At 46.0% G+C, this 16,837-nt stretch carries 17 protein-coding genes and 1 tRNA gene; 7 read left to right on the top strand and 11 right to left on the bottom strand.

Annotated features, from left to right (window positions below; genetic code table 11):
* Position 1 precedes the first annotated feature (1 nt).
* Both V7723_RS08865 and V7723_RS08860 read left to right on the top strand, forming a co-directional pair.
* On the top strand, positions 2-1,207 hold the full coding sequence (locus V7723_RS08865) for an acetyl-CoA acetyltransferase (protein WP_335684097.1): 1,206 nt from the start codon (positions 2-4) through the stop codon (positions 1,205-1,207).
* A 102-nt stretch (positions 1,208-1,309) separates the two neighbouring features.
* Positions 1,310-2,113 carry an enoyl-CoA hydratase/isomerase family protein gene (locus V7723_RS08860; protein ID WP_335684096.1) on the top strand — a complete coding sequence of 268 codons (804 nt, stop codon included), beginning with the start codon at positions 1,310-1,312 and terminating at the stop codon, positions 2,111-2,113.
* 52 nt (positions 2,114-2,165) lie between these two features.
* On the opposite strand, the gene V7723_RS08855 is transcribed toward V7723_RS08860, so the two are convergent.
* From V7723_RS08855 to V7723_RS08845, 3 genes are all read right to left on the bottom strand, one after another.
* Positions 2,166-2,357: a hypothetical protein gene (locus V7723_RS08855; protein ID WP_335684095.1), complete on the bottom strand. Its 192-nt coding sequence runs from the start codon at positions 2,355-2,357 to the stop codon at positions 2,166-2,168.
* A gap of 95 nt (positions 2,358-2,452) precedes the next feature.
* On the bottom strand, positions 2,453-3,985 hold the full coding sequence (locus tag V7723_RS08850; RefSeq protein WP_335684094.1) for an acyl-CoA synthetase: 1,533 nt from the start codon (positions 3,983-3,985) through the stop codon (positions 2,453-2,455).
* A gap of 32 nt (positions 3,986-4,017) precedes the next feature.
* Positions 4,018-5,208 (bottom strand): acyl-CoA dehydrogenase family protein, encoded by a 1,191-nt coding sequence (locus V7723_RS08845; RefSeq protein ID WP_335684093.1) that lies wholly within the window; start codon positions 5,206-5,208, stop codon positions 4,018-4,020.
* Positions 5,209-5,608: 400 nt separating this feature from the next.
* Here V7723_RS08845 and V7723_RS08840 point away from each other — a divergent pair, with 400 nt between their 5' ends.
* On the top strand, positions 5,609-6,457 hold the full coding sequence (locus V7723_RS08840) for a crotonase/enoyl-CoA hydratase family protein (RefSeq protein ID WP_335684092.1): 849 nt from the start codon (positions 5,609-5,611) through the stop codon (positions 6,455-6,457).
* 83 nt (positions 6,458-6,540) lie between these two features.
* Here the strand turns inward: V7723_RS08840 and V7723_RS08835 are convergent.
* The 5 genes from V7723_RS08835 to V7723_RS08815 all read right to left on the bottom strand — a co-directional run bounded on the left by V7723_RS08835 (position 6,541) and on the right by V7723_RS08815 (position 10,542).
* Positions 6,541-6,617 (bottom strand) — tRNA-Arg (locus V7723_RS08835).
* 251 nt (positions 6,618-6,868) lie between these two features.
* Entirely contained in the window at positions 6,869-7,048 is a 180-nt protein-coding gene (locus V7723_RS08830) for a DUF3012 domain-containing protein (RefSeq protein WP_335684091.1), read from the bottom strand.
* A 73-nt stretch (positions 7,049-7,121) separates the two neighbouring features.
* Positions 7,122-7,997 (bottom strand): OmpA family protein, encoded by an 876-nt coding sequence (locus tag V7723_RS08825; RefSeq protein WP_335684090.1) that lies wholly within the window; start codon positions 7,995-7,997, stop codon positions 7,122-7,124.
* Between the two features lie 275 nt (positions 7,998-8,272).
* On the bottom strand, positions 8,273-9,514 hold the full coding sequence (arsJ, locus tag V7723_RS08820) for an organoarsenical effux MFS transporter ArsJ (RefSeq protein ID WP_335684089.1): 1,242 nt from the start codon (positions 9,512-9,514) through the stop codon (positions 8,273-8,275).
* Positions 9,511-10,542: an ArsJ-associated glyceraldehyde-3-phosphate dehydrogenase gene (locus V7723_RS08815; RefSeq protein WP_335684088.1), complete on the bottom strand. Its 1,032-nt coding sequence runs from the start codon at positions 10,540-10,542 to the stop codon at positions 9,511-9,513. Before V7723_RS08815 ends, arsJ begins: the two co-directional genes overlap by 4 nt.
* A gap of 178 nt (positions 10,543-10,720) precedes the next feature.
* Between V7723_RS08815 and V7723_RS08810 the strand changes: the two genes are divergently transcribed.
* Positions 10,721-11,665, top strand: coding sequence for a cation diffusion facilitator family transporter (locus V7723_RS08810; RefSeq protein ID WP_335684087.1), 945 nt, complete (start codon positions 10,721-10,723; stop codon positions 11,663-11,665).
* A 76-nt stretch (positions 11,666-11,741) separates the two neighbouring features.
* On the opposite strand, the gene V7723_RS08805 is transcribed toward V7723_RS08810, so the two are convergent.
* The 3 genes from V7723_RS08805 to V7723_RS08790 form a co-directional block, all read right to left on the bottom strand.
* A complete protein-coding gene (locus tag V7723_RS08805) occupies positions 11,742-11,960 on the bottom strand; it encodes a DUF3126 family protein (protein WP_335684086.1) in 219 nt (72 codons plus the stop codon).
* A 14-nt stretch (positions 11,961-11,974) separates the two neighbouring features.
* Positions 11,975-12,463: a cold-shock protein gene (locus V7723_RS19785; protein ID WP_443024206.1), complete on the bottom strand. Its 489-nt coding sequence runs from the start codon at positions 12,461-12,463 to the stop codon at positions 11,975-11,977.
* A 135-nt stretch (positions 12,464-12,598) separates the two neighbouring features.
* Positions 12,599-13,357 carry a CbiX/SirB N-terminal domain-containing protein gene (locus V7723_RS08790; RefSeq protein ID WP_335684085.1) on the bottom strand — a complete coding sequence of 253 codons (759 nt, stop codon included), beginning with the start codon at positions 13,355-13,357 and terminating at the stop codon, positions 12,599-12,601.
* A gap of 349 nt (positions 13,358-13,706) precedes the next feature.
* Here V7723_RS08790 and dctP point away from each other — a divergent pair, with 349 nt between their 5' ends.
* The 3 genes from dctP to V7723_RS08775 are packed head-to-tail and all read left to right on the top strand — an operon-like array spanning position 13,707 to position 16,789.
* Entirely contained in the window at positions 13,707-14,750 is a 1,044-nt protein-coding gene (gene dctP, locus V7723_RS08785) for a TRAP transporter substrate-binding protein DctP (protein WP_335684084.1), read from the top strand.
* Positions 14,751-14,807: 57 nt separating this feature from the next.
* Positions 14,808-15,479, top strand: a complete 672-nt coding sequence (locus tag V7723_RS08780; protein WP_335684083.1) for a TRAP transporter small permease subunit — start codon at positions 14,808-14,810, stop codon at positions 15,477-15,479.
* A gap of 8 nt (positions 15,480-15,487) precedes the next feature.
* On the top strand, positions 15,488-16,789 hold the full coding sequence (locus V7723_RS08775) for a TRAP transporter large permease (RefSeq protein WP_443024207.1): 1,302 nt from the start codon (positions 15,488-15,490) through the stop codon (positions 16,787-16,789).
* Positions 16,790-16,837: the final 48 nt, after the last annotated feature.

The following is a 16,837-nucleotide window of genomic DNA, read 5'->3' as shown; positions in this document are numbered from 1 at the left end:
AATGGCCTCAGGAATCAAAGATAAAGTAGCAATTCTTGGCATGGGTTGCTCGCGCTTTGGCGAACGCTGGAATGACAATGCTGAAGATCTTATGATCGAGGCCTTCATTGAAGCTCTCGAAGATGCTGGCATAGAGAAAAGTTCAATCGATGCGGCCTGGTTTGGAACGGGTATAGAAGAAGAGCATGTTGGAAAATCCGCTGTCCCGCTTTCTATGGCCCTTCGTCTCCCTAATATCCCCGTCACTCGTGTCGAGAACTATTGTGCCAGTGGATCAGAAGCCTTTCGCGGCGCGGTTTATGCCGTTGCTTCAGGTGCCTGTGACATCGCGTTAGCCCTTGGTGTTGAAAAACTGAAAGACACGGGATATGGCGGTTTGCCACAACGAAACAGAGGGTCCGTCAATGACATGTTCTGGGCCAATGCCTCTGCACCTGGTTCATTTGCCCAGCTTGCGTCAGCCTATTCTGCCAAGCACGACGTTAGCAAAGAAGATATGAAAAAGGCCATGGCCCATATATCGGTCAAAAGCCATGACAACGGATCGCGAAATCCAAAAGCTCATCTTCGCAACCAGATCAATGAAGAAAAAGTTATGAATGCACCGATGATCGCTGAACCTTTGGGTCTTTTCGATTGTTGCGGCGTTAGCGATGGGTCAGCTTGTGCGATTGTGACGACGCCGGAAATTGCCAAAGCTCTCGGCAAGAAAGATCTGGTCACCGTCAAGGCGATGCAGCTATCTGCTTCAAATGGTCGCGAAGCACAGCATAATTCTTGGGACGGCAGCCATTTTGTCACGACACGGGCGGCTGCCAACCGGGCCTATAAGGAAGCTGGCATAACAAAGCCCCGCGATCAGATTAGCTTGTTTGAAGTCCATGACTGCTTCTCAATTACCGAACTGGTAACAATGGAAGATCTGTTCATTTCTGAAGAAGGAAATGCTGTAAACGATATTATGAATGGTTTCTTTGACGCAGACGGAGAAATACCGTGCCAGATTGATGGCGGCCTTAAGTGTTTTGGCCATCCAATCGGCGCTTCGGGATTGCGAATGATCTATGAAATGTACTTACAAATGAATGGACGAGCCGGTGATCGACAACGGAGTGAGGAACCGGTATTTGGGATGACGCATAACCTGGGCGGATTCCCTCATCAAAATGTCTGTTCACTAACAATCGTTGGGAAAGAGGGCGCCTAGCTTTTCGCTTTCAGATCGCCGAGACATTCTTCCAACCGGCTTTTGCCGGTTGGTTTGTTTTACGGCCCTAACCTGCGAAGAACAAAATAAAGGGAAGAAGTAATGCCAGAAAATAATGTCGCAGAGATGAATGTTGTCGAGGGAATTGCCACAATTACCATGACCCGTCCGGAGAGGCGGAACGCTTTTACCCAAGAATTACAGGATTACCTTGCTGGGCTTGTCACGGAAATCACCAACCGGGAAGATATTGATGCGGTTATTCTAACCGGAAGCGGCGGAAGTTTCAGCGGCGGCGGCGATATCAAGGGCATGCTCAAAAACCAGCCGAAAGAAGGCGAACCAGGAGCAGATTACCGCAAACGAATTTACGCCATCAATGACTGGATACAGCGCCTTCGGAACATAGAGGTACCTGTTATCGCGGCAGTTGATGGTGCAGCATATGGCGGCGGCTTTTCGCTCGCGCTCTGTGCGGACTTTATTCTTTGTTCGCCAACAGCACGCTTCTGTTCCGTATTCTGTCGTATTGGTGCCGTTCCAGATTGCGGCATAATGTATGTGCTGCCCCGCATGATCGGTATGCAGCGAGCCAAAGAAATCATGTATACAGGCCGCCCTGTTCTAGCGGAAGAAGCAAAAGAAATCGGGATTGCTTTTGAAATTCATCCCAAAGACGAGCTTTTAGATGCTGCACAAATTTTGGCAAAGCGACTTCAACTAGCCAGCGGAAAAGCCTTCGCGTTGACGAAAAGAATTACCAATCAATCCCTGGATCTAGATTCCCAATCAATATTAGAAATGGAAGCCTCCGCACAAGACATATGCTTCAATACTGATTACAACAAAGATGCCGTTGCCCGTTTTACCAGAAAGGAACCGCTCCTTTACAATTGGGAAAGCTAGTCTACGCGACGTAGACAAGCGATCCAGGCTTGGCAAAAACGATTAAAGAATTCTAGCTATTTTTATCTAGAATAGCTTCACGCAGATCTTCATATTCGTCTTTAGAAATAGTACCAGTGTCATACGCTTTCTTTAGATCAGTCAACTCCTGTCCGACGGTTTTATTAGTAACTGTCGCTGGCTCGTTACTGCCACAGGCCGCAAGAAATATAACTGCTGAAAGGACAATCAAAAATTTCGACATTTATTCACCCCCATTATTTCAATTGATGATTTTCATTATTACATCATCATCAATTAAAAAGAACAATTATTTAAGTAAAGTCGTTTTAGCTTGTGTTATCGGAGATCCCCAATATCATCTTTCAAGACACGTTTGAGTACTTTTCCCGTCGCATTACGCGGCAATTCATCCATGAATAAGACATGTTTTGGAATCTTGAAACGAGCCAATTTATCTTGACAGTAAAGAAGCAGATCATCAGCTGACATATCGGACCCTGGCGCCTTAACAACTACTGCACACCCGACTTCATCCCAACGGTCATCAGCAACACCAATAATGGCAATATCGGCAATTTCCTTCATTTTAAACAGGATGCTTTCAACTTCCGCCGGATAGACGTTCTCTCCGCCAGATATATACATGTCTTTCCAACGGTCAACGATATAATAATGGCCTTCTTCGTCTACGCGACACGCGTCCCCCGTATGAAGCCAACCATCTGTAATAGCTTCCGCATTGGCTTCTGGACGGTTCCAATATCCAGGGGTAATATTCGGCCCTTTTACCCACAATTCTCCAGTCTCGCCCTGCGCCACATCTTCTCCATATTCACCCACCACACGAACCTGCGTGTTCATGGCCAACTTTCCGGTAGACCCTGGTTTTCCGGTAGCCATCGCAGCATCTTGAACAAGAACGGTAGGGCTGGTTTCCGTCATACCGTAGCCTTGCTGCAGCGCAATACCTCGTGTCTCATAAGTTTCAAGCAACGGAACAGGCGTCGGAGCGCCACCAATACCAGCACATACTAACCTGGAAAAATCTGTTGTAACAAAATCCGGGTGCTGGCTCATAAACAGATAGTTTGCCGGCACGCCGAAGAAATGAGAAAGACCGACTTCCACATCATCAATTAACCGCAAGCATTCTGCAGGATCGAATGCGCGCATGACCAAAGTGGTGCCCCCCACATACAGCGCAACCGAACTGTAACAGTTCAAACCACCCGTATGGAAAAGTGGTAAAATGGTGAGGGCTACAGCATCGGGCGTAAACCCCATTGGAAAGCCCATATTCACCGCATTGTAAAAAGTCATGCCATAAGTATTAATAGCTCCTTTCGGCAACCCTGTTGTTCCGGAGGTATACATGATTGTCCAGACATCATCGTGGGTTACTTCAACCAGGTTGGGTTTTGATTCAGCATCGCGAATTGCAGCTTCATAGGCTGTATCTCCGCCACCACCGCTGGTTTCCAACGATTGATTAAAACTAGTTTTATCCTTGAGTTCAGTTATTACGTTGTTGAATTGGCTGTCATGGATCATAATTGTAGGTGCCGCATCATTTATGATAAACTCCAGCTCCGATACAGTTAGGCGCCAATTTAGCGGTAGAAATATAGCGCCTATTTTCGCGCAGGCACTTTGTATTTCGAACATATCTGTGGAGTTCATTGCCAGAACACCGACGCGATCTCCTTTTTCAATTCCACAATTATTTTGCAGGTGGAACGCCAACCGATTACTGCGATCGTTCGCTTGTGCATATGTAAAGGATCGGTTGGAGTGCAGGTCAATCCACACAGTTTTTTCAGGGACCCTATTCGCATGTCCTTCAAGCCAATCGTAGTGCAATACAGCCATAATGTTCTCTCCCAATTTTTCTTATTTTATTCCTAAATACCCATTTGCCGGGCGACAAGATCTCTCATTATTTCTTCTGAACCGCCACCAATAGCCATTACGCGAACCTCCCGATATATCCGCTCAACGCGGCAACCGCGCATATATCCAGCCCCGCCAAGAATTTGCATCGCCTCTCGCGCACAATATTCCATGGTCAATGTTGACTGCACTTTCAGCAAGGACAGATCCGCGACAGGTTTCTCCCCGGCTTGAACCCGCAAAGCGCATTGCTCCAAATAAGCTTGTGTTGCATTAATTTTGCGCGCCATTTCTGCAATTTTATGCCGTATTACTTGATGATCAGCCAACCTTTTTCCAAAAGTATAACGCGCACGCGCCCAGGCAATGGCATCTTCCATGCAAACTCGCGCCAGTCCATTTGAGCTTGCAGCCATCCATAATCGTTCATTATTGAAATTAGTCATAATTCCAATAAAACCGTTATTTTCCTCGCCAATGAGGTTTTCTTTCGGAACCTTCACATCGTCAAAATAAAGTGCCGCGGTATCTGACGCCCACCAACCCTGCTTTTTTAACAATGTCCGCGTGAAACCCGGCATATTCCGTTCGATGAGCAGCAAGGAAATTCCGCCGCGGCCGTCTCCGCCCGTTCGGACCGCAACAGTATAATAGTCGGCACGCATGCCCCCGGTTATAAACATCTTTGAACCATTGACGACATAATGATCGCCCTCCAAGACTGCTTTCGTCTTGATGTTTGCGACATCGGAACCGCCTGACGGCTCGGTTATAGCCAATGCATGGATTTTCTCTCCCGCCAAAACCGCAGGCGCCACTCTGGTTTTCATCTTATCTGAGCCAATAGCCAGAATGGGCGGAAGTCCAATATTATGTACCAGCAGGCTAGCGTTAATTCCTCCCGCACTTAAACGCGACATTTCCTCTGCGGTGATCAATTGAAAAAACTCGTCATCAACCGGTGTTCCGCCATACTCTTCAGGATACCCAATCCCAAGCAACCCAATCTCTGCCGCCTTCTTGTATAACTCTCGGGGAAATTCTCCCGCCTCATCCCACGTATCAACGTGTGGCATGATTTCCTGATCAACGAAAGTCCGCAATGTGGCCCGCCACGCCTTATGATCTTCAGTATAGTATGGTCCCAGATACCGATGATCAAAATCAAACGGATTGTCGCCATCATCATATTGAATCGCCATAAGCATCTTCCCTTTTGGTGTTTTTAGGCGTCGACCGGTTTAAGCGGATTGAATGCTCTCATATTTATACATACTATCGCAAGCATCTGAAAATTATACCCTATAAGGTGCTAAAAACGGTGCCCGCGCAACGCTAATTGCCATGAAATACCCTAGACGAATGTGAACAAAATTACTGCCAAACAACAAGCGAAAAGCCAACGAGCCCGGCGGGGGCTCTTTATGCAAGATCAGTGCTCGGAAAACACTGCTCTCTACACACAGAAAATAGATCGATGGATAGAGCTTATTTCACCCCTTTTGGAACTCAGATCAAAGGTAAAACATCTTTGATCTATAGGTGGAAATAGCCTAATAATAGAAGAAACAAACGGCTCTTTTGTGAGAAAGGAATAATCCCGTGACTTATACCTGCTTCGATGTTCAAACCGACAATAACATAGCCCATATCATTCTCAATCGCCCTGAAAAAAGGAACAGCATGATCCCGGCTTTTTGGAATGAATTACCGGAGATCATTAAAGATATTGATGACAATGCCAAGGCAAGGGTAATTGTCATTTCCTCAACCGGACCTCACTTTACCTCGGGTCTGGACGTTAGCTCGTTTATGAAAACAGAGAGCGACGATCCCAAGGAGCAACGGGCTGCGCGCATTCGCGCCGGATCTGATTTTTATGCCGCTGTAAAGAACATGCAGGATACCTTTACGTCCATTGAAGAATGTCGCGTACCCGTAATTGCAGCCATCCAGGGCGGCTGCATCGGCGGCGGCGTTGACTTGATTACAGCCTGCGATATGAGATATGCGACGGAGGATGCCTTTATCACCATTTTCGAAACTAATATCGGCATGACAGCAGATGTCGGAACTTTTCCCCGCATCACCAAATTAATTGCTGACGGCATCGCCCGTGAGTTAGCCTATACGGGTCGCCGGATGCCAGCAACCGAAGCCAAAGATGCAGGTTTGATCAATAAAGTGTACGCAGATCAGGCAGAAATGATGAAGAATGTCATGGCTGTCGCGACGGATATTGCCAGCAAAGCACCGCTTGCAATTGCGGGCTGCAAAAGAATGATGAATTACTCAAGAGATCATACGATTGCAGATAGCCTCGATTATATCGCCATATGGAACGCCAGCATGCTTCAACGTGAAGAAATATTTGAAGCAATGAAAGCCAATGCTGAGAAAAGACCAGGTGATTTTGTCGACTTACCGCCAGTCAAAAAATCAATTGGCTAGATAGGGCAAGCGTCCAACCGTTTGGCGCAATTAATATCTGCTGTCTATCACTGCAGACTTTTAACCATGATCGGTTTGATGAATGGTGCGCCCGGCAGGACTCGAACCTGCTACCTCAAGATTAGGAATCTTACGCTCTATCCTGATGAGCTACGGGCGCGACGTGACCTATATATCAGACCGCCTGTTTATCGAAAACGGGAAAGTTCATGCGAAATGAAGATATTTCATTCGATTGATCCTAATCATGACTCAATCGCATCTAAAACTATGGAGAATAACATCACGGCTGTTTTTAAAGCTAAGTCCGTATATTTTTTATTAGCCCGCCACAGCTCGAATTTCTTTATCGAATAAAAAAGCCGCCTGAAGGAAATCCCGGCGGCTTCTTTGATTGATATGACTGTTTTTTTAGTCTGACGCTAGAACGCAGTTCTTTGCAAAATCTGCCGCCTCATTCGCCGACCAATCTGCTTTAGGCTTTTCTTTCATCGCCAAGCACCAATCCTTACTCCCAACTTCGGGATCACAGGCAGTTAAACCGAACAATAAAAAAGAAGATGCGAGAACTAACGTAATGACTTTGATCATGAGATTTCTCCAAAAATAGAAAAAGGGACGGCGTAACTTTAAGTACGCCGTCCCTCATATTAGTTAGACAAAGTTACTTACTTTCTACAGTAACAACCACACGACGGTTGGCAGCATTTGCCGTCCCATCAGGAGTGTCAACTTTCAAATCTTTCTTACCATAGCTGCGCATAATGATGCGTTTTGCTTCAATGCCCATATCCATTCCCATGAAGGCAACGGCTTCGGCACGGCGCTCACCAAGCTTGTCATTATATTCAACGGAACCAACTGTATCCGTGTAACCCGCGATTGTGATTTTCGGGTTCTTGAACTGTTTGACATAGGCTGCTGCTGCGTCGATTTCTTCAGCTGAGCCTGGTAGTGGTGTTGCAGAGTCAAAGTTGAAGTTCACTTCAAATGACTTAGCGTCCATCATCGCTGGTTTCGCGACAACAATCACTTTTTCTTCAACAACGACAGCAACTGGAGCCATCATTTTGTCGATTACTTCCATGGAACTTACGAAGCGATCCCGGCAAGCTGCTATGTCATCAGGTTGGCGATTTTCTTCCTGTTCTTGTACCCAGCAATCAAACGCTGTTTGTGCGCTAGCGACTTCATTTGGAAGTTTATCCTGCACGCCTGTGGCTTTAACGGCCATCAAACGTTCGCGTGCGCCATTTAGTACCGGCTCACGATCCTTGGGAAGATGCCATTCTTCTGGATGATAAGGGTCAACATTTTCACCTCTGGCAGCGGCCATAGCTTTTTCAGCGAAGCGGTCACTGTCAATATAGTCACCTTCGTTATATTCAGCTTTTGCAAGCTCCATATAACCACCATAAAGTGCCTGTTGAAATGGCGAGCCCCCTGGGGTTACCATTTCTGCCTGTTGTAATTTGCCCCCACAGGCGGCCAGCACTATCGAGGCTGCCCCTAGAATTGCAAACTTAAGCGTATTTCTCATTTTAATCCCCTCAACCTCTAACCAAGGTTAATCTTTTAGAAAGAAATGTAACTGAACTGATACTAATACGTAAAACTCTTATAAACAATAATAATTGCAGACAGCCATTATCCAAGTAGGGTAGCCGCAAAAATATTGATAGCAATAGTTAGACATAAGAATGTTTCTATTTAAGTCAACTAATTTACGCGCGATCGCTAAAATTAAACATAGATAAAAAAGATGTTCGAAATTTGACCAATATTTTTCGAGTATTTAATGCGCAAATCGTTAACTTACAAAACTGATTTTGTATCAATCTTCCGTACAATCAATCCGGCAATTATAATCAATGCGGCCGAACTGATCAAGCATGCCGATAATCCGCCAATTTGATAGAAGAGGCCAGAAAGTAACGTTCCGACAAGGCGGCCGGCGGCATTCGCCATATAGTAAAACCCTACGTTAAGGGCAATATGCTCTTCTGCAGACAGCGCCAAAATCAAATATGAATGAAGGGACGAATTGATTGCAAAAAGCGCACCAAAAACAAGTAATCCAGAAACAAGAAGAAACGTAGCCAGATCGATATTCTCCGCTGCTATATCGACGGGAAGAAAATGATACACGATGACTGCCAGCAAAAGAGGTGTTGCAGCAAGGCCATAGGCCCAGTGGCTTGCAGCGACGGCTTCAGTCGACAACCCATCCGGCGAATTCTTGACAATTCGTGGTGCAATAGCCTGAATAATGCCATAGGCAATAACCCAAAATGCCATAAAGCTTCCAATTTCAGCGTAGCTCCATTGAAGAATATCCCGAAAAAACAAAGGGGCCGCGATGACAAACCATACATCCCTTCCACCAAAAAGGAAAAATCTTGCGCCTGAAATCAAGTTGACACTCTTACTTTTTGACAAAATTTTTCGAAAAGCTGGCTTGACGTTGGTTTTACCAAAAGGATTTTGCAGTAAAGCTAGGACGATGCCAAATATAACGAGCAGGCCGATCGCCATAGCAACCAAAGCATACTGAAACCCCAACCCCATTAATAATAATCCACCTAGAAAAAACCCAACACCTTTGAGCGTATTTTTTGAGCCGGTCAATAGGGCTACCCATTTGAATAACATCGAGGTCGAGCCATGAGGAACAAGTGTTTTGACTGCTGATTTGGAACTCATTTTTGTGAGATCCTTGGCAATACCCGACACCCCCTGACAAACAAACACGTAAAAAACTGAAAATTCTCGTGACCAAGTTTCGTCAACATAGGACAACATGAAAAGAGCCAAAACCTGCAATGCAAGCCCGGAAAAAAGTGTTATTCGTAGCCCAAACCGTGCCGCGATCCAACCACCGAACAAATTCGTTAAAACACCGGAAGCTTCATAAAAGACAAACAGGAAAGCAATTTCAAACGGGCTGTAGCCAAGTGCATGAAAATGCAACAAGACGAGCATTCTGAGCGCCCCGTCTGTAATTGTTAGACCCCAATATGCAGTTGTAACGAATGCGTAATCTCGAACCGCGTTCATTCAAGGCCCGCCGCTACTTTTGCGGCCAATTCGACCATTCTGCACACATATCCAATTTCGTTATCATACCAAGCGATTATTTTTACCTGGGTTTCATCAACAACTAAAGTAGACAAAGCATCGATAACGGAAGATCGCGTGTCATTTACGAAATCGGCTGAAACCAGAGGTCGGGTTTCAAAACCAAGTATTCCTGCTAGGTTGCCCATACTCTCTATTTCAAACAAGCGGTTAATTTCAGATACACTTGTGGGTCTTTTTGTTTCCAAGACACAATCCGTTAGCGACGCATTTAACAAAGGAACACGGACAGCCATTCCGTTCAATTTTCCAGCAAGTTCGGGGTAAATCATCGTGATGGCAGTGGCCGATCCAGTCGATGTTGGGATCAGTGAATTCAACGCGGATCGCGCGCGCCTGAGGTCCGTATGCGGGGCATCCACAACCACCTGCGTATTCGTAACGTCATGGATAGTAGTTATAAGGCCGTGGCGAATGCCAATTGCTTCGTGGACGACTTTAATAACTGGGGCCAAGCAATTAGTTGTACAGGATGCTGCCGTAATTATCTTGTGAATATCTGCATCATACAGATTGTCGTTTACACCCATGACTATATTTAGATCAGCATCCTTAACCGGAGCCGCAACAATTACTTTTTTGACACTGCCGGAACAATAAGGTTCTAAGATTGCTCGCGCCTTAAATTTCCCGGTGCATTCAACAATGATATCAACATTCATTTGTGACCACGGAACGTCTAATGAATTCTCCCGTTGGGAATAGCTGAATTTCCTGTCTTCAACCTGAATAAAATCTGCACCTGAGGACACCGACATCGGTAATCGCCCGTGAACACTGTCAAACTTGAGGAGGTGGGCTGCAGTTTCAGGGCCGCCATTCAATTCGTTTATATGAACCACTTCGAAGCCGCGTCCGGCGGCGGCGCTCAGCGTTTCTTGCAATGCTGCCCGAAGGAACAGACGGCCCATTCGACCAAATCCGTTGATGCCTACGCGTACTGTCATGTCAAAATGTCCCAATTTTTACGTTCTGATAACTGGTGCTTACCAAATTGCACGTAATTCTTCACATTATAAATCCAAGGTGACACTTAAATGTCGTAACACTTTATCGGTTTGTGCTAGACATTGCTCGTCATCAACCTGTCTACTCAGCATTAGGTTCATTCGCAAAGCAAGACCCATGACGCATTCACATTCTCACGAGGAGGATAATTCATCCTCTCATGACCACGACCATGTACCAAAGGTAACAGACGACAGCGAGCGCCGCATTTTTTGGGTGATGTGCTTAACTGGCGGTTTCATGGTTATCCAGGCGATCGGTGGGCTGATTTCTGGATCCCTCGCCCTAATTGCGGATAGTGGTCATATGCTTTCTGATACGGCGGCGCTTGGGTTAGCGTGGTTTGCGTTTCGTTTGGCAAAAAAACCCGCGGACAAGAAGCGGTCGTATGGCTATCACAGATTTCAGATTATGGCGGCTTTCACCAATGGTGTGACCTTGTTCTTTATTGCCGGGTGGATAATTTTTGAAGCAGTTGGACGATTAATCACCCCGGGCGACGTTTTGGCCGGACCGATGCTGATAATTGCTAGTTTTGGATTAGCTGTAAACGTAATCGGTTTTCTTGTTTTGCACCGAGGAGACAGTGACAACGTAAATATGCAGGGTGCCCTACTGCACGTCATGGGCGATCTACTGGGCTCCATTGCCGCTATCGCCGCTGCAATAATAATTCTTCTTACTGGCTGGATGGCTGCGGACCCACTGCTTTCTGTCCTGGTTTCCGTGATTATACTCCGAAGCGCGTACACATTAGTTCGCCGTTCTGGTCATATACTTTTGGAAGGCACGCCGGACAACATGGATATGAGTTTAATCCGAGAAAAACTCATAGCCTACCTCCCGGTAATAATTGATGTGCATCATATGCATGCTTGGTCACTAACGGCCGAGAAGCCTATTGTTACCATGCATGTACAAATTGAACCCGAAGCAGACCTAGAAACAACCCTCAGGACAATCAGTAGCTATTTGCTCTCCGAGTTTGAAATTGATCACGCAACAATACAGTTAGAGCACTTCAATTGCGAGGATCTGGAAGTATCCAGCTCAAAGACATAGTTCTAGAAAATTTCGAATTAGCGGCAATTCAAGAGTAGTGCGAATTTTTACCGTCGATTTACAAAGCAATCAAAAGCTATGATGTCGACGGTAAGTCCATATCAAGAATCGTCATGTGAAACGCGAAGGAAACTTCTCCTTCATCTTCATCGCGGTATACGATCCCGATAAATTCATCTCCGAGCAATACTTCTGCTGTTCCATCGGCAGGGCGGCGCTCTTTAAGAATGAAATTTTCATTTCCAAATTGTTCGCGCAAATACCGTTGAACACGTAGTGTTTCTGTTCTTGTCATGCTTCCCCGCCAGACTAGATAACTTCAAGACTATCTGCGATTGGACCCTTAATGCCTTTTCGCACAACACATTTAACATGAGTATCAACACCGAAATCATCCATATTGACTTCGGACCGTTCCAGCATATTAATATGGATAAACACGGCTTCTCCACCTTCATCAGGCGTCACAAAACCGTATTTATGTTCTGGTACGTACGTAGTCACCACGCCATCGATTTCAACATTGAAACTTGCCGCGGCTTCACTTTCCTGATCCTCATCTGGCTCATGAATAGCGACAACTTGCGGACCCCGATCGCCGTCTGCCAAATCGCAGTTGATTCGCATTCCTTCAGTAAATTCTTGATATGATGTATCTTGAAGCACTGATATATGAACAAACGCATCAGGTGATCCATCAGCCGGCGAAACAAATCCAAATCCCTTTGCCTCATCAAAAAATTTAACTGTTGCCGTAATATTTTTACGAACTGGTTTAGTAGGTTTACGATCATTCATTCCGTTGAGGACCTCATTGTCTAAAATATACTTTGCAATACCCAATAAATGCACAAAGCTCAAACTATTCCGTCATTTTTTCCTGAAAAACACGATAAAAGCCAGAAAAACGACTTGAGAAAGAGTTTCCTTAGATTACAGCCTATCGGCAGCCGCGCATCTCGTGATGCTATCTTGAACCAATTTTACTATTTCAGGACGTGTGCCAACGATTCCCGCATACCAGATAGTCAGAGGTTCTGGAATTGCCTCGGTCGCGCGATGGATTCCAGCGGGGACGTCTTCCGTCGCATGAGGCCCTTCTGCGGCAAACAAACCGATCAAAATTTTTGGTCTAACGTCATCTGAATGTGATATCAGCCATTGCCCCAATTCTGGCTGTTCATTGAGAAATACCGAAGTCACGTCGCCAAAAATCGACCTTTTCTCAACAGCCTTCTGTTGATGATATGTTGCGTCAGCGGATGCCTTTGACTTCTCTGAGCCATGTGCGACTAAAACAAGATGTATGTCTTCGGGGTTTTCGAGCATGTGCTCGCAAGCTTCAAGCCCCATATTAATAATTATTCCGGAAAGTTCAGGATCAAGGCCCAGAGCGTCGCATTGTAAAATTACATTGTTTTGCTCCGCTCGGCGCCCGTCGACTAATTTGAATAAACTGGGAATCTTCTTTTGAACAAAAAAACCATTACTCATAAAGAATGGTAGCAAGAATACTTCACCATCAGGCAAGTTCGGCATCAAGTCAGCCTCTGTTAAGAAGCAAACCCCGACGGTGCCATAGCGGTTACTTTGGCGTAATGTCGCTGCATGTTGCTCTGCCGCTTCGTGCGCTTCCTTCGAAACTGATGAGCCGTGAGCAATGATCAACACAGAAGGTCTTGTAGGTATCATTTTCAATCAAGCCCTGAGAATAGAGTAACAAACCAATATGTTATGGGATATCCGGTGTTTATTTTCAATATTGTGTTGCTTTCTACGTCAATGAGCTTCAATAAATTTAAATTATGAACAAAACTTCCTGCCCTACTCTCCCTAACAGGAGAAATTGCAGTTTCCAAATTTTATCGCAAACGCGGAGAAAATGTCATCCTAGTTGGGCTTTCGGTTTTTCAAACAACCATTTATTCTAAATTTTTATTGGCTCATAGCGTTGAAAAGCTCTTCGATACGTGCTTATGTTGCGGGAATCATAACAACAACAACGTAATCAACAAATGGTTCTTTGGGAGGACAAAGTAAAATGTTTAAGAACACTATTGCGTCTATTGCTGCCTTAACAGCAGTAGCAGGTTTCGCGTTTGGCGCGACAGCTGCAGAAATGGTTGACGGACCAAAGGTAAATTGGAATTTGTCCGTTTGGGGCAAACCTCGTGCTTTCACGGCGGGTATTGAGACACTTCGCGACATGGCTGATGAACGGACCGGTGGAAAATTCAAAATCAAAATCCATTATGGTGAGGCGTTATCCAAATCCAGGGAAAATCTTGACGGCATTAAACTTGGCGCCTTTCAGATGGCCATGTTCTGCTCACCTTATCATCCGGCGAAAAATCCAACACTTACAGGTCTGGATCTGCCATTCCTACCATTTCCAAACCTGAGAGTTCAGGCTGCCGTACATGATGCGTACTATCAGCACCCAGTAGTTGTTAAGGATCTCGCACGTTGGGACGCTTTCTTGCTAATGAGCTCGTTACTTCCACAGTACGAATTCACCGGCGTTGGCAAACCACCGCTTACGTTGGCGGACTGGAACGGAATGCGCGTCCGCGCACTCGGCGGAATCGGCAAAGCAATGGTGAAACTTGGTGCCGTACCAACAACTGTGACGGCGACAGAGACATATACGGCTCTTTCCCGCGGTACAGTTGAAGCGGCTTCCTTCCCTTTCACCTACGCGCATGTTTCCTACAAACTGACGGAAGTTGGAGAGTGGTATACAGCTAATTTGTCACCGGGTGCTGTAAACTGCCCGGTTGTGGTCAATATTCCTGCTTGGGACAAATTGCCTAAACAATATCAGCAACTTCTGTTGGACGCTAAAGTTCCAGCGTATGAAGCTTTGATTACTGCTTATGAAGCAGCAGACAAAAAGAACCTTCCTATGATGGAAGCTAAAGGCCTCAAAGCCATTGTTTATTCCGCTGAAGATCTAAGCGCATTCCGTAAAGCCGGCGCAAAGCCAGTTTGGGATGATTGGATCGAAGACATGAATAAGCAGGGCGTACCAGGTCAAGAACTTCTTGACCTGATCAACAAAACAGCTGCTGAAGCTACCAAATAATACGATAGAGAGCCCGGCTGGCCCGGGCTCTCTCCTTATTTTTATCAAGAATTCATTATGATAACTGAACCCCAGATAAAAGGGCAACATGCCCCCTCCGGGCCCGTCCTCGCCATTTTTGATTATTGGTACTCCAAAATCGAAAATTTCCTGAACGGTGTTTCGGCTTTGGCAATTTTTTGCGTCATGCTTTTGGGCGTGACTCAGGTCTTTGGCCGCAAGTTCTTTAATATGCCGGTCCCCGGCTACATCGATTACATCGAACAATCCATGGTCATTTTTGCCTTTTTCGGCATAGCTTATTGCCAACGCCTGGGCGGTCATGTTCGGATGGACTTGTTTATGGCCAAGTTCAGTAGACGACCACTTTATTTTTTCGAAGCGCTGGCTACCTTAGTTGGTCTTCTAGTTTTGACGGTTCTAATTGAAACCAGTTGGCTCCATTTCTTGCGCGCTTTTCAATTGGGTGATTCCACCATTGATATCGAATTGCCAATCTGGCCTGCGAAACTTGTAATACCTCTTGCATTTTGTGTTCTCTGGGGGCGTTTCGTCCTTCAGTTTCTCGGATTTGCTCGGCTATTCATTTATCCGGATGCAAAAGTGATTGCCGTACCGATTATCGAAGATGTCACAGCTCAAGCTCGCAATGAAATTGAAGATGCACTGGGTGAAGAAGCTGCGAAACAAGCCAAATTTGACGAAACCTACCGTAAAAAGGGAAAATAGTAATGGAAATGGACCCCCTTTTATCAGGCCTAATTGGCATGGGCTTTTTAGTCCTGATGGTATTTTTAGGTGTGCGCGTTTATATCGCCGCGACCGTTGTTGGTATGCTCGGTATCGTATCTATTATTGGCTGGGATGCGGGCACAGGAATTGTTGGAACAATCCCACATTCTAAATCGACACTGTATTCCCTAAGTGTCCTGCCTATGTTTATTCTCATTGGATATTTAGCCTTTCATGCGGGAATAACCACAGCCGCCTTTGACGCCGCAAAGAAGTGGGTCGGATGGTTGCCTGGCGGATTAGCTGTCGCCACAGTTTTTGCCGCAGCTGGCTTTGCCGCCGTCTCGGGCGCCAGTACAGCGACCGCTGCCGTCTTCAGCCGTGTTGCCATTCCAGAAATGCTGGCGCATGGATATGATCGCAGATTGGCCGCTGGCGTAGTTGCCGCAGGCGGTACGCTCGCATCATTGATCCCACCAAGTGCCATTTTGGTGATTTATGCCATTATTGTTGAAGAGTCCGTCGGTGCCTTGCTGCTCGCAGGATTTATTCCGGGTATAGTCTCTGCCCTCATTTATGCCGCGATTATTGTTGGCCGAGCGTCAATGAACCCGAAACTGGGGCCGCCCGTCGGCGGCTTCACCATGGGTGAAAAGATGAAATCTTTGCCCGGCACGCTCCCTATTGTTGCGGTTATTGGTATTATTTTCAGTGCGATCTATGGCGGGTGGGCAACACCAACGGAAGCCGGTGCATTGGGAGCCTTCGTAGTTCTCGTTCTAGCTTTGTTACACGGCATGCGGACTAAAGCCTTGAAAGATGCTTTGTTTGAAACTGCTAAACTGACAGTGATGATCTTCTCCATCATCTGGGGCGTGTTAGTCTTTGTACGTTTCCTTGGTTTTTCCGGTTTACCGGAAGCCTTCGCAGAATGGATCCTGGGTCTTCCGTTGCCACCGACGCTAATTATTGTCCTCATTCTTTGTGGGTACGCTATCCTTGGGATGTTTATGGACGCTATCGGTATGCTGCTTTTAACTTTACCGGTGGTATATCCCGCAGTTATCGGCTTGGGATATGATCCGATTTGGTTTGGTATTATTGTCGTTAAAATGGTTGAAATTTGCTTGATCACCCCGCCCATCGGCTTGAACTGTTATGTGGTCAACGGGGTCAGACCGGACATACCACTAGTGGATGTGTTTCGAGGAATAGGACCGTTTTTCATCGCGGACGTAGCAACCGTTGCCTTGTTCATCGCATTTCCATCGTTGATTTTATGGTTGCCTCAGCAGATGCTGAATTAACGATTCAGAAACATATCTTCCAGCCTCCAGCAACAGCAAAAAAAGAAA

Source organism: Sneathiella sp. (assembly GCF_036960985.1).
In the GTDB taxonomy this organism is placed as follows: Bacteria; Pseudomonadota; Alphaproteobacteria; order Sneathiellales; family Sneathiellaceae; genus Sneathiella.
The sequence above is the reverse complement of the archived record's forward strand: the minus strand, read 5'-3'. Positions and strand labels throughout refer to the sequence as shown.